The organism is Promicromonospora sp. AC04 (assembly GCF_003058225.1).
Classification (GTDB): domain Bacteria; phylum Actinomycetota; class Actinomycetes; order Actinomycetales; family Cellulomonadaceae; genus Promicromonospora.
The window spans coordinates 104,720-119,816 of sequence record NZ_QBUG01000010.1 but is presented as its reverse complement, the minus strand read 5'-3'; the positions used below and the strand labels follow the sequence as shown (position 1 = coordinate 119,816).

At 69.7% G+C, this 15,097-nt stretch carries 19 protein-coding genes and 3 tRNA genes; 14 read left to right on the top strand and 8 right to left on the bottom strand.

Annotation, left to right across the window (positions count from 1 at the left end):
* Window positions 1-128 precede the first annotated feature (128 nt).
* Entirely contained in the window at window positions 129-647 is a 519-nt protein-coding gene (locus C8K30_RS23610) for a TrmH family RNA methyltransferase (protein ID WP_108495346.1), read from the top strand.
* Window positions 648-728: 81 nt separating this feature from the next.
* The gene (locus C8K30_RS23605) at window positions 729-2,177 is read left to right on the top strand and encodes an FAD-binding protein (RefSeq protein WP_108495345.1); all 1,449 of its coding nucleotides are present in this window, start codon (window positions 729-731) and stop codon (window positions 2,175-2,177) included.
* Here C8K30_RS23605 and C8K30_RS23600 read toward each other — a convergent pair.
* The gene (locus tag C8K30_RS23600) at window positions 2,152-2,655 is read right to left on the bottom strand and encodes a hypothetical protein (RefSeq protein WP_132233024.1); all 504 of its coding nucleotides are present in this window, start codon (window positions 2,653-2,655) and stop codon (window positions 2,152-2,154) included. The two genes, C8K30_RS23605 and C8K30_RS23600, sit on opposite strands and share 26 nt — an antisense overlap.
* A 190-nt stretch (window positions 2,656-2,845) precedes the next feature.
* On the opposite strand from C8K30_RS23600, the gene C8K30_RS23595 reads away from it, so the two are divergent.
* A complete protein-coding gene (locus C8K30_RS23595; RefSeq protein ID WP_108495343.1) occupies window positions 2,846-3,694 on the top strand; it encodes a glycerophosphodiester phosphodiesterase family protein in 849 nt (282 codons plus the stop codon).
* A 61-nt stretch (window positions 3,695-3,755) separates the two neighbouring features.
* Here C8K30_RS23595 and C8K30_RS23590 read toward each other — a convergent pair whose 3' ends face one another.
* The gene (locus C8K30_RS23590) at window positions 3,756-4,364 is read right to left on the bottom strand and encodes an antibiotic biosynthesis monooxygenase (protein ID WP_108495342.1); all 609 of its coding nucleotides are present in this window, start codon (window positions 4,362-4,364) and stop codon (window positions 3,756-3,758) included.
* Window positions 4,365-4,777: 413 nt separating this feature from the next.
* Here C8K30_RS23590 and C8K30_RS31035 point away from each other — a divergent pair, with 413 nt between their 5' ends.
* Window positions 4,778-6,163: a D-alanyl-D-alanine carboxypeptidase family protein gene (locus C8K30_RS31035; protein ID WP_233257393.1), complete on the top strand. Its 1,386-nt coding sequence runs from the start codon at window positions 4,778-4,780 to the stop codon at window positions 6,161-6,163.
* Between the two features lie 63 nt (window positions 6,164-6,226).
* On the opposite strand, the gene C8K30_RS23575 is transcribed toward C8K30_RS31035, so the two are convergent.
* The gene (locus C8K30_RS23575) at window positions 6,227-6,571 is read right to left on the bottom strand and encodes a metallopeptidase family protein (protein WP_199230676.1); all 345 of its coding nucleotides are present in this window, start codon (window positions 6,569-6,571) and stop codon (window positions 6,227-6,229) included.
* A gap of 100 nt (window positions 6,572-6,671) precedes the next feature.
* On the opposite strand from C8K30_RS23575, the gene C8K30_RS23570 reads away from it, so the two are divergent.
* From C8K30_RS23570 to C8K30_RS23555, 4 genes are all read left to right on the top strand, one after another.
* A tRNA-Glu gene (locus C8K30_RS23570) sits at window positions 6,672-6,744 on the top strand.
* A gap of 143 nt (window positions 6,745-6,887) precedes the next feature.
* Window positions 6,888-6,961: transfer RNA gene (locus tag C8K30_RS23565), tRNA-Asp, on the top strand.
* 51 nt (window positions 6,962-7,012) lie between these two features.
* Window positions 7,013-7,085 (top strand) — tRNA-Phe (locus C8K30_RS23560).
* A gap of 191 nt (window positions 7,086-7,276) precedes the next feature.
* Window positions 7,277-7,510: a bacteriocin immunity protein gene (locus C8K30_RS23555; RefSeq protein WP_108495339.1), complete on the top strand. Its 234-nt coding sequence runs from the start codon at window positions 7,277-7,279 to the stop codon at window positions 7,508-7,510.
* A 36-nt stretch (window positions 7,511-7,546) separates the two neighbouring features.
* Here the strand turns inward: C8K30_RS23555 and C8K30_RS23550 are convergent, their stop codons facing one another.
* Window positions 7,547-7,990 carry a site-specific integrase gene (locus C8K30_RS23550; protein ID WP_158281109.1) on the bottom strand — a complete coding sequence of 148 codons (444 nt, stop codon included), beginning with the start codon at window positions 7,988-7,990 and terminating at the stop codon, window positions 7,547-7,549.
* Window positions 7,991-8,040: 50 nt separating this feature from the next.
* Between C8K30_RS23550 and C8K30_RS23545 the strand changes: the two genes are divergently transcribed.
* The 5 genes from C8K30_RS23545 to C8K30_RS23525 all read left to right on the top strand — a co-directional run bounded on the left by C8K30_RS23545 (window position 8,041) and on the right by C8K30_RS23525 (window position 10,785).
* Window positions 8,041-8,304 carry a GNAT family N-acetyltransferase gene (locus C8K30_RS23545; RefSeq protein WP_108495337.1) on the top strand — a complete coding sequence of 88 codons (264 nt, stop codon included), beginning with the start codon at window positions 8,041-8,043 and terminating at the stop codon, window positions 8,302-8,304.
* A 144-nt stretch (window positions 8,305-8,448) separates the two neighbouring features.
* Window positions 8,449-9,084, top strand: coding sequence for an SIMPL domain-containing protein (locus C8K30_RS23540; RefSeq protein WP_108495487.1), 636 nt, complete (start codon window positions 8,449-8,451; stop codon window positions 9,082-9,084).
* Between the two features lie 263 nt (window positions 9,085-9,347).
* Window positions 9,348-9,743, top strand: a complete 396-nt coding sequence (locus C8K30_RS23535; protein ID WP_108495336.1) for a hypothetical protein — start codon at window positions 9,348-9,350, stop codon at window positions 9,741-9,743.
* Window positions 9,744-10,015: 272 nt separating this feature from the next.
* Window positions 10,016-10,468 (top strand): phage holin family protein, encoded by a 453-nt coding sequence (locus C8K30_RS23530; RefSeq protein WP_108495335.1) that lies wholly within the window; start codon window positions 10,016-10,018, stop codon window positions 10,466-10,468.
* Window positions 10,465-10,785, top strand: coding sequence for a DUF3618 domain-containing protein (locus tag C8K30_RS23525; RefSeq protein ID WP_108495334.1), 321 nt, complete (start codon window positions 10,465-10,467; stop codon window positions 10,783-10,785). The genes C8K30_RS23530 and C8K30_RS23525 overlap by 4 nt, the downstream gene beginning before the upstream one ends.
* A gap of 65 nt (window positions 10,786-10,850) precedes the next feature.
* On the opposite strand, the gene C8K30_RS23520 is transcribed toward C8K30_RS23525, so the two are convergent.
* The gene (locus tag C8K30_RS23520; RefSeq protein WP_108495333.1) at window positions 10,851-11,060 is read right to left on the bottom strand and encodes a BldC family transcriptional regulator; all 210 of its coding nucleotides are present in this window, start codon (window positions 11,058-11,060) and stop codon (window positions 10,851-10,853) included.
* A gap of 595 nt (window positions 11,061-11,655) precedes the next feature.
* Between C8K30_RS23520 and C8K30_RS23515 the strand changes: the two genes are divergently transcribed.
* The gene (locus C8K30_RS23515) at window positions 11,656-11,868 is read left to right on the top strand and encodes a DUF3073 domain-containing protein (RefSeq protein WP_108495332.1); all 213 of its coding nucleotides are present in this window, start codon (window positions 11,656-11,658) and stop codon (window positions 11,866-11,868) included.
* Between the two features lie 60 nt (window positions 11,869-11,928).
* Here C8K30_RS23515 and purM read toward each other — a convergent pair whose 3' ends face one another.
* From purM to C8K30_RS23500, 3 genes are read right to left on the bottom strand one after another with little or no spacing between them, the layout of a single operon-like run.
* Window positions 11,929-13,038: a phosphoribosylformylglycinamidine cyclo-ligase gene (purM, locus tag C8K30_RS23510; RefSeq protein WP_108495331.1), complete on the bottom strand. Its 1,110-nt coding sequence runs from the start codon at window positions 13,036-13,038 to the stop codon at window positions 11,929-11,931.
* 43 nt (window positions 13,039-13,081) lie between these two features.
* On the bottom strand, window positions 13,082-14,629 hold the full coding sequence (gene purF, locus C8K30_RS23505) for an amidophosphoribosyltransferase (protein ID WP_108495330.1): 1,548 nt from the start codon (window positions 14,627-14,629) through the stop codon (window positions 13,082-13,084).
* 58 nt (window positions 14,630-14,687) lie between these two features.
* Window positions 14,688-14,987: a hypothetical protein gene (locus C8K30_RS23500; protein WP_132233006.1), complete on the bottom strand. Its 300-nt coding sequence runs from the start codon at window positions 14,985-14,987 to the stop codon at window positions 14,688-14,690.
* Window positions 14,988-15,097 lie beyond the last annotated feature (110 nt).

Here is a 15,097-nt window from a genome sequence, read left to right as displayed (position 1 = left end):
ACGACCACATCCCTCGGTGTACCGTCAGCGACTCCTCGGCGATCTTCACGCCGCCTTCGATGGACCGGTGCCGCCGCTGAAAGGCACCCACGCATGTTCACTCTTCCGGGAGCCACCACCACGATCCGGTGAGCGGGTCCAAGTCGAAGCCCACCGAGCTCCGCCGACAGCGACGCGCTCGGCAGCACGGCTGCTGGGGCCACCTCATCGTTGCCCCGCTCTGGGTGGCGTACGACGCGAACCTCGGGACGCTGCTGCGCACCTGCGACGCCGTCGGCGCGTGCCTCGCCGTTCCCCGTACCCCGCACTACAAGGAAGCCCTGGCCAGGGGTGACACCCTGCGCGGGCGACGGCCCTGCATCCACTGGGTGGCGCCGTCCAAGGAGCACTGGCTCGACGAGCAGCGCGCCGGCGGCTTCAGGCTCGTCGCCGTCGAGCTGGCTGACGGAGCCACGCCCCTGTCCCGCCTCGAGCCCGCCCGGATCCCGACGGTTCTGCTGCTCGGCCACGAGCACAACGGCGTTCCCGACGACGTCCTCACGGGCGTCGACGAGTGCGTCGAGATCCCGATGGTCGGCTGGGGCGCGAGCCTGAACGTCGCCGTGGCCGGCAGCCTCGTCGCCTACCGTCTCGCGGGCCTGTCGTGACACCACGTCCACCGAACGTTCCCACTCCGCGCGCGCTCCGGCCTGTACCGTGGTCGCCCGACCTGACGCTGAGGGGCTCACATGGCACAGCTCGATCGCCGTACATTCCTGGCAGGCGCCGCCGTCGTCGCTTTCGACCCGGTGACCTCGCGCTGGCTCACCAGCCTCCCGGAGAACTCCGCAGCGATTCAGATCCCCCGTCTCGACGGCGAGCTCGTCACCGACGAGGAGTCGCTCACCGAGGCCGCCACCGACTACGGGCACCTGGCCCACCACCGCCCCCGGGCGGTGCTGCGCCCTGGCTCGGTCGACGACGTGGTCGCCGTGGTCCGGTTCGCGAACGAGCACCGGCTCACGGTGGCCGTGCGCGGCCAGGGCCACTCGACGTTCGGCCAGGCGCAGGCCGACGGCGGCGTCGTGATCGACTCGCGGACCCTGGCCACGATCCACGAGATCGCACCCGACCGGGCAGTGGTCGACGCCGGTGTGCAGTGGCTCGACCTGATCCGCGCCACCCTGACCGACGGCGTCGCGCCGCCCGTCAGCACCGACTACCTGGGCCTGTCCGTGGGCGGCACGCTCTGCGTCGGCGGGATCGGCGGCGCCTCCCAGCACTTCGGGACGATCGCCGACAACACGCTCGAGCTCGAGGTGGTCACGGGCGAAGGCCACCTGGTCACCTGCTCCGCCGACCACCAGCCCGACCTGTTCGAGGCGGTGCTCGGCGGGCTGGGCCAGTTCGCCGTCATCGTGCGCGCCACGGTCCGGCTCGTGCCCGCTCCCAGCATGGCGCGCATCTACACGCTGACCTACCCGCTGATCACGGACCTGACCGCGGCGCAGCGCACGGCCCTGGCCGACGGCCGCTTCGGCTACCTGGAGGGACAGCTCGTCCCCACGGACGACGACGGCTTCGCCTTCGTCCTGGAGGGCGGGGCGTGGTTCACGACCCAGCCGCCCGACGACGACGCCCTGCTGGCCGGCCTCGACCCGTCCGGCATCGACGTCGTGGACGTCCCGTACTTCGAGTGGCTGAACCGCATCTACGAGACCGTCGAGCAGATCGAGGCCCTCCGCCTGCCCGGGCCGTGGCTCAACGCGTTCATCCCGGACGCGGCCACTGACGAGATCGTCACGGACCTCCTCACCACGCTCACCCCGGCCGACGCCGGCGGCGTCGCCCTGCTGTACCCGACCAGCCGGGCGCCAATCACCCGGCCCCAGGTGATGGTCCCGGACGGCCCGGTCTTCTTCCTGCTCGCGCTCCTGCGCGCGGTGAGCCCGCCCAACGGCGCCGAGGCGGAGCGCCTGATCGCCGAGAACGACGCGCTGTACGCCCGGGTCCTCGCCGCCGGCGGCACCCAGTACCCGGTCAACGCCCTGCACCTGAGCCCTGCCGACTGGCGCATCCACTACGGTGACCGCTGGCCGGCGGTCCTGCGCGCCAAGCTCCGCTACGACCCGCGCCGGGTGCTCACGCCGGGTCAGGGCATCTTCGAGGACCTCAGCAGAGCTTCTGATACTGCTTGAGCCCCTCGACCGTCGAGGCGACGTCGAGCTCGATCTGCTGCTCCGTGCCCAGGTCGAGCGCTTCCTGGAGCTGGAGGAACGGCACCCGGACCTTCTCCACCGGGCCCTGGAACTCCTCGGGCACGCGCGGCTCGAGCCGCCCGAGCTCGACCGCTATCGCGTGCATCTGGTCGGCGGCGGCGACGTCCAGCCCGTCGCTCGCGCCGACGAGCGCCGCACCGATGCGCTCCTCGAGCGTCTTGTCGCCGTTGACGTACATGGCGGCACACGCCTGGTTCGCGTCCATGGGCGCTTCCGGGTCCGAGGTCTCGGTCGGCGCGGCGCTCCCGCTGCCCGACGGCGACGCGCTCGCCTCGGCGTCGGCCCCTCCTTCTGCTCCGGCGGAGCAGCCGGCGAGCAGGACGAGCGTCGCGATGACGGCGGCGAGCCCTCCGCGGACCCGGAGGCCGGGGGCAGCGTGCATGACAGGTCGGACCATGGCGCACATGAAACCACCCGGCGCTGAGAATCTGCGCATCCTGCGGGTTTCGCCCGGTTGGCCGACACGGCGCCCTCGGGGCCGCCCGGTGAACGGTCCTGGAACTCTCCCCGAACTCGCACCAGGGAGCTGGGAAGGCCTTCGGCGGCGGCCTAGCATGGCGGGCAGAACCGCAGAACCGGAGGTCAGCATGGCCGCTCGTCCCGCAGTGATCGCCCACCGTGGGTACTCCGCGGTGGCGCCGCAGAACACGCTCGCCGCGGTCGAGGCCGCGTGCCACGCGGGCGCGGACGCCGTCGAGATCGATCTCCAGCCCACCGCCGACGGCGTGGGCGCCGTGATCCACGACGAGACCGTCGACGCCACCACCGACGGCACCGGCAAGGTCTCCGCCCTCACCTCGGACGAGGTGCTCGGGCTCGACGCCGGGTCGCGCTTCGCTCCGGCCTTCGCGGGCCAGCGCGTCCCCACGCTCGACGACGTGCTCGGCGTGCTTGCCCGCCACCCCGACACGGACCTGCTGCTCGAGCTCAAGGGCTCCTGGAACGCCGAGCAGGTCGAGCGGGTCGCCGCCACCATCGACGCCGCCGGGTTCGACAACCGGGTCCTGGTGCAGAGCTTCTGGCCGGGCACGGTCGCCACGGTGCGCGACGTCGCACCGCACCTGCCGGGCGGCCTGCTCGTCTCGTTCGACCCGCCCGGGCTGTTGCGCCTGTGCGAGCGGCTTCACGTCGTCGCCTGCAACCCCTCGGTCTCGACGGTGGCCGGCAGCCCGCGGCTCGTGTCCCGCCTGCACGCCGCCGGCCTGCGGGTGATGTCCTGGACCGCGAACGACCCGGCCGCGTGGGCCACCCTCGTGACGGCCGACGACGGCAAGGGCGTCGACGCCGTCATCACCGACCGGCCGGAGCGGCTCACCGGCTGGCTCGCGGGCCGGACCGACCAGTCCGCGTCCGTGCCCGTGCCGGGCAGGGGCGGGATCCGGCTGCGGCGTCCGCGACGCGCACCGGTCAGGCGGGTTGCAGCCGGCCGGGCCTGATCTCCGGGTCAGGCATACGGGTCACCCGGGTGGCCCCTATGCCTGACACGCCAAAGGACCACTACCGGTGCAGCCAGCCGTGCAGGCGGCGAGTCACCCAGGGCAGCACCCAGTACGCCATGATCGGCGTCAGGATCAGCGTCGAGACGAGCACCTTGAGCACGAGGGGCACGTCGTCCCACCCGGGCACCAGATAGGTGAACAGGGCGGTGAACAGCAGGTTCACCGGGAAGAACCCGAGCCAGATGCTCGTCGCCTGCTTCCACCGCGGCGGTACGACGACGGCCGCGACGTCCGCCGGCTCGTCCGTCCGCGCCGGGTCGTCGAACCAGCCCTCGATGCCCGTCCGCTGCTGGTAGCGCAGCTCCTCGACGAGCCCCGTGCCCTGCGCGAGCCAGTCGCGGCGCTCGGTGGACCGCTCCCAGGCGGCGAGCCGGTCGGCGTCGGCGAAGCGGTAGAGCATGTGCCAGTCGCGCGACCCCTCGGCGGCGCGGATCCAGCCTGAGCCGAGGAAGCCGTCCCAGCGGTTGGCGAGGTTGACGCCCGACTGCACCCAGCGGGTGACCTCGGGAACGTGGTCGGGGTTGACGATGCGGTGGATGGACACGGTCACGGGTTGTCCGGCGGGGGTGGGCACGGATCCGTTCGCGGCCTGATCGTGATGGGCCATACCCGAAGTCTCACGCATGGCCTCGCGCGCCTCAATGTGAGCGCTCACACCCGGGTTGTCCACCCTTCACGCCTACGCCACGGTCTCTGCGCTGTTTTTGTGAGGCACGCCTCCGAATGGGGGGTTACATAACTCTTGGACGGTCGTTCAAGATTGAAGCGTTGCCGCGAAGAACTAACCCCCTGGGCCCTCGAGCCGAGTTCTTCGCGGCAACCGCCATGACCCTCGCGACACGTCGCGCGCCGTGGCCAGACAGCAGCCGGAGCAGGCGTCGCCGTCCACCCGAGGGAAGAGTCCCTCACGGTGTCGCCCGTGCCCAGCCGCAGAACGGAAGTCAGCGTGCCCCAGACGCCGAACCCCGTCGCGCACCCCATCGTGTGCCTTGCCCCTGTCCCCGAGTGTCTGGAGCGCCCTTGAGGCGCGGCGACCACACCCTCGTCCCCCGTCGTACGCGACGCCCGGGCGCACAGGGTGCGCACGCAGCCGTCCCCGCCGCAGGGCACTTCGCTCGGTCCAGCCAGCTCGTGCGCCGCTCGTCCTTCGCGCTCGCGGCCGCACTCACCACGGTTGCCCTGACCACCACCGCGGCGGTCAGCTTCACCGGGAACGACGGCGGCGCCGTCGGATCCTCGGGTGGCACCGCGGCCGCTGAGCCGGCCGTCGTCACCGCCACCAGCGCGGTCGCCATCGACCACGCGGTGAAGACTGCCGCCGCGAAGGCGGACGCCGTCCTGACCGACGCCGACTACGTGACCCGCGAGGGCGACCTCACCGTCAAGGACCGCAAGCAGGTCCGGGCGGCGGCCAAGAAGCTGCGGACCATGCTGGAGCAGGCACGTGACACCGCCGGCACCGCCGTCGAGACGCGCCTGACCGCTGCCGCCTCCCGGAGCACCGACCGCACGTCGCTCGCGGAGCGCGCGACGGACACATCGGCCACCGCCGAGACCACCGACGAGGCGACCACTGAGACGGCCGCCGCCGTCGAGCCGACGAACCTGGCCGGTGCGGTCGCCGGCGTCACTCCGATCATCGAGCAGGAGGCCGAGGACCTTCCCGTCCTCGACACCCCGCTCGCGGACTCGGTCTCGGACACCGCCGAGGCGCAGGAAGCGGCCGAGAAGACCTCGGACGCCAAGGACGCCGCGGAGACGTCGGCGGACGCGACAGCGCCGTCGGCCGACCGCATCGAGAAGGTGGCGACGTCCCTCCAGAAGCTCATCACCAAGACCGACGGCGACGCCGTCGTGTCCGTGAAGGCGGGACCCACGCCCGAGGAGATCGCCGCCGCCAAGAAGGCCGCCGAGGAGCGGCGCGAGGCCCGTGCGGCTCGTGCCGCCGAGCGCAAGGCCGCCGCCCGCGCCGCCGAGGCCAAGGAGATGGCCGAGGCCGCGAAGAACTACGGCAACGGTCAGATCCCGTCGAGCGTGCTCTGCGGGCTGAGCTGGACGTCCAGCGAGCAGCTGCGGTGTGACGCCGCGCTAGCGCTCGAGGACCTGAACAGCGCCTTCCGTGCGGCGTTCGGCCGGAACCTGGACCTCACAGACGGCTACCGCTCCTACTCGGAGCAGGTGACGGTCGCCGCCACCAGGGGCGCCCTGGCAGCCGTGCCCGGCACGTCGAACCACGGCTGGGGCCAGGCGGTCGACCTGTCCGGCGGCATCGAGTCGTTCGGCACCGCCGAGCACAACTGGATGGTCGCCAACGCCGGGAAGTACGGCTGGGAGCATCCGGCCTGGGCCCAGGCCGGCGGCTCCAAGCCGGAGGCCTGGCACTGGGAGTACGGCACCACGTACTGACCGGCCCTGCCCCTGGACCGGGAACCCCGGGTCGCGAAGCCCTGCTTCGCGACCCGGGGTTCGTCAGTCCCAGCCGAGCTCGTGGAGGCGGTCGTCGTTGATCCCGAAGTGGTGTGCGATCTCGTGGACCACTGTCACGGCCACCTCCTCGACGACGTCCTCGCGCGTGTCGCAGATCGCGAGCGTCGGGTTCCGGAAGATGGTGATGCGGTCCGGCAGCGCCCCCGCGGCCCACATGTGGTCGCGCTCCGTCAGCGGCACGCCCTCGTAGAGCCCCAGGAGCTCGGGATCCTCCGCGGGCGCGTCGTCCTCGACGAGCACCACCACGTTGTCCATCTGCGCCGCGAGGTCCGGCGGAACGAGGTCCAGTCCCTCGCTGACGGCCGTCTCGAAGTCCTCCCGCGTCATCTCCACCACGCACCCATCATCCCCGACATACGACGCGTCGAGGCCCCTGCGTGGACCGTGCAGCGGGGCCTCCGAGTGTCTGTAGACTTGCCAGGTCCCAGCCCCCATCGTCTAGCGGCCTAGGACCCCGCCCTTTCACGGCGGTAGCACGGGTTCGAATCCCGTTGGGGGTACGAAGGGGCTCGTAAGAGCCTGTTTCGACTGTTGTGAGGCAGGTCATCCCTGCGGTGCAGGAATCTGATTTCAGGTTCTGGCCCGCGGTGGGTTAGGATCCTCACGGTTCGAAACGAGCCCCCCGGTCGCGGGTAGCGATCAAGGCCCTGTAGCGCAGCTGGTTAGCGCGCCGCCCTGTCACGGCGGAGGTCGCGGGTTCAAGTCCCGTCAGGGTCGCGCGAGAGGCGCCCGGATTGTCGGTCTCGACTTTCCGGGCGTTCGCGCTAGGGCTCTGTAGCTCAGTTGGTAGAGCGTTCGACTGAAAATCGAAAGGTCACCGGATCGACGCCGGTCGGAGCCACACAAAAACACCGTGTGACCTGCGGTTACGGAGCGGCCCGCACTCTCTTGGAGAGTGCGGGCCGCTTCGTTTTGATCTTGCATGACAAATCGCATGACAATCGGTCTTGGCTAGGCCGACGCACGGTCGGCGCCGAAGGGCCACGAGCCAAGGGACACTTGGCCAATGTCACGCACAGTAGGCGGACCGCGATGAGGCACGAGACGTCTCGCGACGAGCTGCTTGCGCTCGTGCGCTACATCATGGCGGGCATGCCAGGAGCGAGCGAGCACGAAGCCTCCCTGGCAGTGGCGCAATTCCGGGCGGCGGTACCGGATCCGAACGGCACCGATCTCATCTTCTACCCAAGCCACGCATTCGATCATGAGCCGACGGCGGAAGAGATCGTGGAACGCGCCTTGAGTTACCGACCGTTCCAGATGTGACGCCCAAACCGCCGCACTCCCCGGAGCACACCTGCACTACTGATCAGGCACCTTTCGACCGTCCGCCTCGGCCGGACCAAATAGGGGTTCCATGTGCCAGCCCCCGCCTACCTCGTTCGCCAGAAAGAGATCGTCCATCTTCGCGCCCGCCGTCTGGATCACAGGTCGTAGCTCGTGGCGGTAGACCTGTTCGGTGACGACGGTGCTGCTGTGTCCGAGGGTTCGGGACACCTCTTCCAGCGGCACCTCTCCGGCCGACATCACCGACGTGTAGGTGTGCCGCCAGTCGCGCGGCGTCCACTCGTCGGGGACGATTCCCGGCACCTTGGCGAGCGCTCGACGAACGTCGCGGGAGACGTTCCTCGAACTCATCATGGTTCCGTTGCGAGTGCCGAACACGTAGCCGTTCGGATCCCACTCCCTCCCGAGCTTCACGTCCCGCTCGATCTGCCGAGTCCTGTGGAGCCGCAGCGACGCCACTACGACGGCGGGCAGGGAGAGCGTGCAGCCGAAAGCAGACGGGCGGCAACATCGCTCGCCTGGCGATCCCCGTTCGACTCTTCGTAGACCCCGACCACCGGGGCAGCGGTGCCGGACGCCTCCTCATGGAAGCGGCTGCCAACTACGCGCGAACCAACGGCCTCGCCATCGCGTTCGATGTCATTCTCAAGTACCGGGCCGCGATTCGGCTCTACGAGCGCCTCGGAGCGGAGCGAATCGCAGATCTCGCCCACGAGTACGGCGATGGCTTCACCGAACCGGCAGCCGTCTACGTGGTGCCGCTGCCGAATTGACCTCTACAAGATCAAGGCGCGCCGTTCGGCGCGCGGTGCGCGCACCAAGATGCAACGACGCCTCGTGCTCACATGTCGCCCCACCCCCTCGGCCTGCCGTCCAGCCAGGCGCCGTACCACTGTGACCTGCGGTTGAATGTGTTGATGCATCAGAAAATCGATCAGCCCTGGGGTCTGAGCGTCCACGGCACGGGTGTGGTCCGTGCCGAGCCCGAGATAGCACGGATCGCCGTCGCGGTCGACGTGGTCCAGCCAGAGGCCGAGGCGGCGTTCGCCGACGCGAGCACGGCCGTCACCCGCGTCCGTGAGGCAATCCGGGCGCACAGCATCCCGGACAGTGCCGTCTCGTCTTCGAGGCTCTCTATCAAGTCGGCCTATGACGGGTACGGCGAGTCCCGGAAGCTTCTCGGGTTCCGGTGCCGGGTCGAGTACGCGATCCAGACTCGGGAGATCGAGGCCGTTCAGCGGCTCGTCACCGCGATCGTGGCGGCTGGCGCCGAGCATGTCGACAGCGTCACCTTCGACGTGCTCGACAAGCCGACGATGCGTGACCGGGCCCGCCGCGAGGCGGTCGCAGCGGCCCGGCGCAAGGCCGAGGTATACGCCGACGCCGCCGGGGTGAGGCTCGGCAGCGTGGTCCACATCCAGGACCTGAACCCCGAGATGGACGAGATGACCCGTGGCCACGGAGGTGGCGGCGGGATCTCGACCGACGACCTCGCGCCGGGCGCGGTCGAGGTCACCGCCGCCGTCTTGGTCGGGTACGCCCTCGAGTCCTGACCGTCCAAGCAGAGGGGGGCCAAGGTATGTCCGGAGGGGGACATGAACCCTCACGCCCCTTTGGCGTCCTCCAGCGCCTCCGGCGGGCACCCGGGAATCAAGAGGATCGAGGGAGCCGCGGCGCCCCTATTCCTCCGTCATCCATCACGCTCTCTGAGCGTGCGGCCCGCTTCGTCTTGGCCTCGGTGACGCGTTGCCGAACATCCGGTGTCGACCGTGTTGCGGCCCGGATTCTTGCGTCGCCCACGCAGTAGCGTGGCTCCGTGCCGAAGCCCCCCGCAGGACCCGCCCCGGAGTTCGCCGCGCTGCTCGCGATGGACCGCGTCGAGCTGGCCGCAGAAGTCTTCGTCGGCGCCTTCATGCCGGTTCTCGACGAGGCCTACCCACGAGCGAGGGAACTTGGGCGGACGCTCGCCGCGATCGGCTCGGTGCCGCTGGGCAAGTGGACGTTCGACACCGATCGGCCGACCGACGGAGCGATCGCCCGACTCGTGACCGAGCTGTCGCTGATGTGGGAGCGCGCCGGACTCGCCGCCCGCGGCGTCTTCATGGAAGGCAACGGGATCGTGCTGCTCTTTCGCGGCGAGGAGCTGCTGCGGCGCGGTGATGCCCGGAGCACGGTCGCCGACGCCCTCCGGGCCGCGAACCCACCGTACTGATCGCCGGAGTCCCGGCATGAGATGCGCGAAAGTGCGGCCCATCGACGTTTCTGGCAGCAAGTGGCGCACCGAGTAGCGGCCTCTTCTCAGCGCCGGCGAACTTGGTTCCCAGGCGCCTCCAAGGCAATTCTCTCCAGCATTTCTGTATTGCCGCATGGTTCGCTTCAGACTTATTCTCGCGGCCACGCCGCGCCAGGAATTGCCCCGTGAGCTCTTGACCTGTTGAGTTGTCTTCAGCGGCGCAGGCCGAAACCGGCGGCACGGGAGGGCAGATGATCGACGACGTGAAGATCGACAGCCAGACAGGGGCGGCAGGTAGCACCCCGACGGGCACGCCAGGACCCGACAAGCCGGCCTCCATGGGGAAGCTGATCGAACAGATCTCCGAGCAGACCTCACGCCTCGTACGCGCGGAGATCGCGCTCGCCAAGGCCGAGCTCACGGAGAAGGCCAAGAAGTCCGGCATCGGTGCCGGGCTGCTCGTCATGGCGCTCCTGATCCTCGTCTACGCCGTCGGCGTGCTGCTCCTGGCGGCCGTGTACGGCCTGGGGACGGTGTGGCCCCTCTGGCTGTCAGCACTCGCCATCGGCGGCTTCATGCTGCTCGTCACGATGCTCCTGGCGCTCGTGGGCGCTCAGCTGCTGCAGAAGGCCACCACCCCGCCCGAGAGCGTCCAGCGCGTGAAGGACGACATCGCGTCGATCAAGGAGGGGATGCACCGATGAGCACTCCGACGCCGCCGCCCAACAGCCGCGAGCTCGAGGCCGAGGTGCTCCGCACCCGCGCGGACCTCGCAGCGACCATCGACGAGCTCACCACCCGGCTCAGCCCTGGTTACCAGGCGTCCCGCATCGCACGGGAGGCAAAGCAGGCCGCGAGCGACGTCGGCGCGATGGCTACCGGAGCATTCGGCGACAAGAACGGCCCGGCGCAAGATCCGCGCCGGGCCCGCAACGCCAAGGTCCTGATCGGAGCCACGCTCGTGGTGGCCATCGGGACCGCTGTAGTCGTCACCGCTGTGCTCAGGCGCGCGCGGGGCTGAGCTGGGGGGCAGCACCCGGCGCGCCTTCGTCCCTACCTGCCGACCAATCCGTCAACGACTTCCGACTAGTTGTCGGAGTCGCCCGAGCTGTCCGCTGCCGCACCGAGCAGCGCCCGAACCTCGGACTCCTTGTAGCGGCGGTGACCGCCAAGTGTCCGGATCGACGAGAGCTTTCCCGCTTTTGCCCAACGCGTTACTGTCTTGGGGTCAACACGGAACAAGCTCGCTACCTCGGCAGGCGTGAGCAGGACCTCGGATTCTCCGTGGATGGACATCCCCGCACCTCCTCCGGAACGGTGCCGGCCTGGCCGTACCAGGCGGTTGACGACACCCGCTCTTGCACCATTGTTAGCAGCAAACAGGATTTAGGCGACTTGGGGACGCGGTTTATTTCCTCACTTTCTCCGCGGCTCGCCACGCGCGCCCGTTTCGGGCGAGTCTCGGACACGTGCGACACGCCGACGACGCGATCCGGCATCACGGCACCACAGCGCACAGCACGCCACGTCGACAAGTTCGGCCAGCAACTGTGCGTCACCCAGGAGTCGGCAAAGCGTCGGAGACAGATGCTCTGGGCACACGAACACGATTGCCTTGAGGGCAGGTACAGACCGTGACCCCAGCGCAGCGACAATCTGCCTACCGCAAACAAATCGTCAACGTGTCGCCAACTCTGCGGCCACCCTGGGGTGCGGGGAGGGACTCCGCCTGACTGCTATGTCACATCGGAGGATGGGACGAATCACGTCCACGGACTGGAAGAAACGCCGTACCAGCATGTAACGTTGGAACCTGGACAGACGAAACGCTACGGGGCCGCACGTCCATGCACGGTGCCGCCCCGCTCCTACGTTGAGGGGGGTCGGAGCCATGGGCCGCGGCCGTCAGAAGGCTAAGCAGACCAAGGTTGCTCGCGAGCTGAAGTACTACAGCCCGGACACCAATTATCACGCCCTCGAGCAGGAGCTCAGCGGAGACTCCCATACGGATGTGGCGACACAGTCGCGATGGGATTCCTCGGAGGACGAGGAGTACGACAACAGGTACTCCGACTGGGCAGAGCAGGACGGTAACGCGCGCTGAGGGTGCCGGCGCTTTTGCGCCGGCCCCGCGCCCAGTCCTCGGCCAGGCCTCACCACCGCGTCACCCGCGGTAGTCGTTCACCAGCCTGACCGCACCACCGGACACACCCTTCGTCCCCGCGACCAGGTCTTCCTGCGCCGCTGAGGCATCCAGGGTCTCGACGCTGCCGAGCACCCACGCGGGCACGCCCAGCGTGGACAGCCGCGCAAGCGCCGCGTCGGCGCCGTCAGCGCCCACGACGGCCACCATGCCGACACCCAGGTTCAGTGTGTTCTCAAGGTCTCGGCGCGGCACGCCACCAAGGCTCCGCACCATGCGGAACACGGCGGGCACGTCCCAGGACGCGCGATCGACCGTCGCCACGAGCCCCGCGGGGAGCACCCGCGCCAGGTTCGCCGCGAGCCCGCCGCCGGTCACGTGCGTGAAGGCGTGGACCTGAGCCGCTTCGTCCGCGGCCAGTGCCAGGCAGTCCGAGGCGTAGACCCGCGTGGGCTCCAGCAGCTCCTCACCCAGGGCCCGCCCCAGATCGTCCACGTGCCGGTCCAGGGACCACCCGGCCTGCTTGATCACTGCACGCACCAGGGAGTACCCGTTGGAGTGCAGGCCGCTGGAGGCCAGCGCGATCAGCACGTCGCCGGGCTGCACCCGGTCCGGGCCCAGCACCTTGTCGGCCTCCACGATGCCCGTGGCGGCACCGGCGACGTCGTACTCGTCCGGGTCCAGGAGGCCCGGGTGCTCGGCCGTCTCGCCGCCCACCAGGGCGGTGTCCGCGACCTCGCAGGCCTGCGCGATGCCGCGCACGATGTCCGCGATCCGCTCCGGCACGACCTTGCCCGTGGCGATGTAGTCGGTCATGAAGAGCGGCTTGGCGCCCATCACGACGATGTCGTCCACGACCATGCCCACCAGGTCGAACCCGATGGTGTCGTGCTTGTCCATGGCCTGCGCGATCGCAACCTTGGTGCCGACGCCGTCGGTGGACGTCGCCAGCAGGGGGGCGCGGTATCCCTTGAAGGCCGAGAGGTCGTACAGGCCGGCGAAGCCGCCCACGCCGCCGAGCACGGCCGGACCCTGCGTGCGCCGCACGGCGTCCTTCATGAGCTCGACGGCCTTGTCGCCTGCCTCGGTGTCCACGCCGGCGGCGGCGTACGTCAGGCCTTCGGATGTCACGGGTGCTCCAGAGAGTGATGGGGGCGGGTGGTGCGGTTCGTGGTCACGGATGGTCGAGCGCGGTCGAGCCGCCGGTGCTCACGGCGAGCTGCTTGAGCCCGTCCTCGGGCGGGCCGAGGGGCAGCTCCGCCTGCTCGAGGAGGTGCTTGCCCAGCTGGTCGTCCGGGGGCAGCTCGATCGGGTACTTGCCGGTGAAGCAGGCCGCACACAGCTGAGAGCTGGGCTGCTCGGTCGCGGAGATCATGCCCTCGGTGGTGATGTAGCCGAGGCTGTCGGCGCCGAGCGACTGCCCGATCTCGTCGACCGCCAGGCCGTTCGCGATGAGCTCCGCGCGCGACGCGAAGTCGATGCCGTAGAAGCAGGGCCACTTCACCGGCGGCGACGAGATGCGCACGTGCACCTCGGCCGCGCCCGCCTCCCGCAGCATGCGGATCAGGGCGCGCTGGGTGTTGCCGCGCACGATCGAGTCGTCCACGACCACCAGGCGCTTGCCCTTGATGACCTCGCGCAGCGGGTTGAGCTTCAGGCGGATGCCGAGCTGCCGCAGCGTGTCGGACGGCTGGATGAACGTGCGGCCCACGTAGGCGTTCTTGGTGAGGCCCTGGCCGAACGGGATGCCGGACTCGGCCGCGTAGCCGACGGCGGCCGGCGTGCCGGACTCCGGCGTCGGGATCACGAGGTCGGCCTCGACGGGGTGCTCGCGTGCCAGGATCCGGCCCATCTCGACGCGCGCCGCGTGCACCGAGCGCCCGTTGATGGTGTTGTCCGGGCGGGCCAGGTAGACGTACTCGAAGACGCAGGCGGCCCGCTCGGCCTGGGCGAAGCGCACCGAGCGCATGCCGTCGGCGTCGATGCAGATGAGCTCGCCGGGCTCGACGTCGCGCACGTAGGAGGCGCCCACGATGTCCAGGGCCGGGGTCTCGCTCGCGACCACCCAGCCGCGGTCGAGACGGCCGAGCACGAGCGGGCGCACGCCCTGCGGGTCGCGCGCCGCGTACAGGGTGTTCTCGTCCATGAAGACGAGGGAGAAGGCGCCGCGCAGCTGCGGCAGCACCTCCAGGGCCGTGGCCTCCAGCGTGTGGTCCGCGTCGCCCGCGAACAACGCCGTGATCAGGGCAGTGTCCGTGGTGTTGCCGCGGGCGAGCTCGCCGCGGCGCTGCGCGCCGTAGCGCTCGGCCACGAGGTTGACGAGGTCGGCGGAGTTGGTCAGGTTGCCGTTGTGGCCGAGTGCCACCGTGCCCGACGCCGTCGCGCCGAGTGTCGGCTGGGCGTTCTCCCAGGTCACGCCACCGGTCGTGGAGTACCGGCAGTGCCCGACGGCGATGTGGCCGGTCAGTGCGTTCAGGGCTGTCTCGTCGAAGACCTGGGAGACGAGCCCCATGTCCTTGTAGACGAGAATCTGTTCACCGTTGCTGGTGGCGATACCCGCGGACTCCTGTCCACGGTGCTGCAGTGCGTACAGGCCGAAGTACGCAAGCTTGGCGACCTCCTCGCCGGGTGCCCAGACCCCGAAGACGCCACATGCGTCCTGGGGGCCCTTCTCGCCGGGTATGAGGTCGTGGTTGAGGCGGCCATCTCCGCGCAGAGGCATGTTCCGAGTATCCCATGCGGGCTGATCGAAGTCGCCGGCCCGGCCTGTGACCTCTGTGTCAGCGCCCGCGCAGGCTCCGGCGGTCCGCGATCACCGCGAACAGGCCGGCCAGGAGGGTGGTCACCGTCGTGACGAAGGCGGTCAGCACCGTGATGTAGACGCCGGGCTTCATCATGGCCAGGCCGGCGGGCGTGTTCACCAGGTAGAGCGACAGCGGCAACCCGATGACGATCCCGACCAGGGCGCCCGTCCAGAAGAAGGCCTTGTACCGCGGCGCACGGCGCACGGTCGTCGGGTCGATGACATCGCGCACCTCCACATCGTCGGAGGAGTCGTGCTGTGCCTGGGTTTCACTCACGCAAACAGGGTACGCGCCCCGGACTCGTCGTCCGAAAGCCGGTTCGCCGCGGAAAGCACAACGCTGGTCGAGCTTGTCGAGACCTGAGTCCCGACAAGCTCGACCAGCGA

Excerpts from the sequence above, each read along its gene's own strand:
- C8K30_RS23605 (WP_108495345.1), top strand. The coding sequence starts at position 729 with ATGGCACAGCTCGATCGCCGTACATTCCTGGCAGGCGCCGCCGTCGTC.
- C8K30_RS23600 (WP_132233024.1), bottom strand. The coding sequence starts at position 2,655 with ATGGTCCGACCTGTCATGCACGCTGCCCCCGGCCTCCGGGTCCGCGGA.
- C8K30_RS23595 (WP_108495343.1), top strand. The coding sequence starts at position 2,846 with ATGGCCGCTCGTCCCGCAGTGATCGCCCACCGTGGGTACTCCGCGGTG.
- C8K30_RS23590 (WP_108495342.1), bottom strand. The coding sequence starts at position 4,364 with ATGGCCCATCACGATCAGGCCGCGAACGGATCCGTGCCCACCCCCGCC.
- C8K30_RS23575 (WP_199230676.1), bottom strand. The coding sequence starts at position 6,571 with ATGACGCGGGAGGACTTCGAGACGGCCGTCAGCGAGGGACTGGACCTC.
- C8K30_RS23555 (WP_108495339.1), top strand. The coding sequence starts at position 7,277 with ATGAGGCACGAGACGTCTCGCGACGAGCTGCTTGCGCTCGTGCGCTAC.
- C8K30_RS23540 (WP_108495487.1), top strand. The coding sequence starts at position 8,449 with ATGCATCAGAAAATCGATCAGCCCTGGGGTCTGAGCGTCCACGGCACG.
- C8K30_RS23530 (WP_108495335.1), top strand. The coding sequence starts at position 10,016 with ATGATCGACGACGTGAAGATCGACAGCCAGACAGGGGCGGCAGGTAGC.
- C8K30_RS23525 (WP_108495334.1), top strand. The coding sequence starts at position 10,465 with ATGAGCACTCCGACGCCGCCGCCCAACAGCCGCGAGCTCGAGGCCGAG.
- C8K30_RS23520 (WP_108495333.1), bottom strand. The coding sequence starts at position 11,060 with ATGTCCATCCACGGAGAATCCGAGGTCCTGCTCACGCCTGCCGAGGTA.
- C8K30_RS23515 (WP_108495332.1), top strand. The coding sequence starts at position 11,656 with ATGGGCCGCGGCCGTCAGAAGGCTAAGCAGACCAAGGTTGCTCGCGAG.
- purF (WP_108495330.1), bottom strand. The coding sequence starts at position 14,629 with ATGCCTCTGCGCGGAGATGGCCGCCTCAACCACGACCTCATACCCGGC.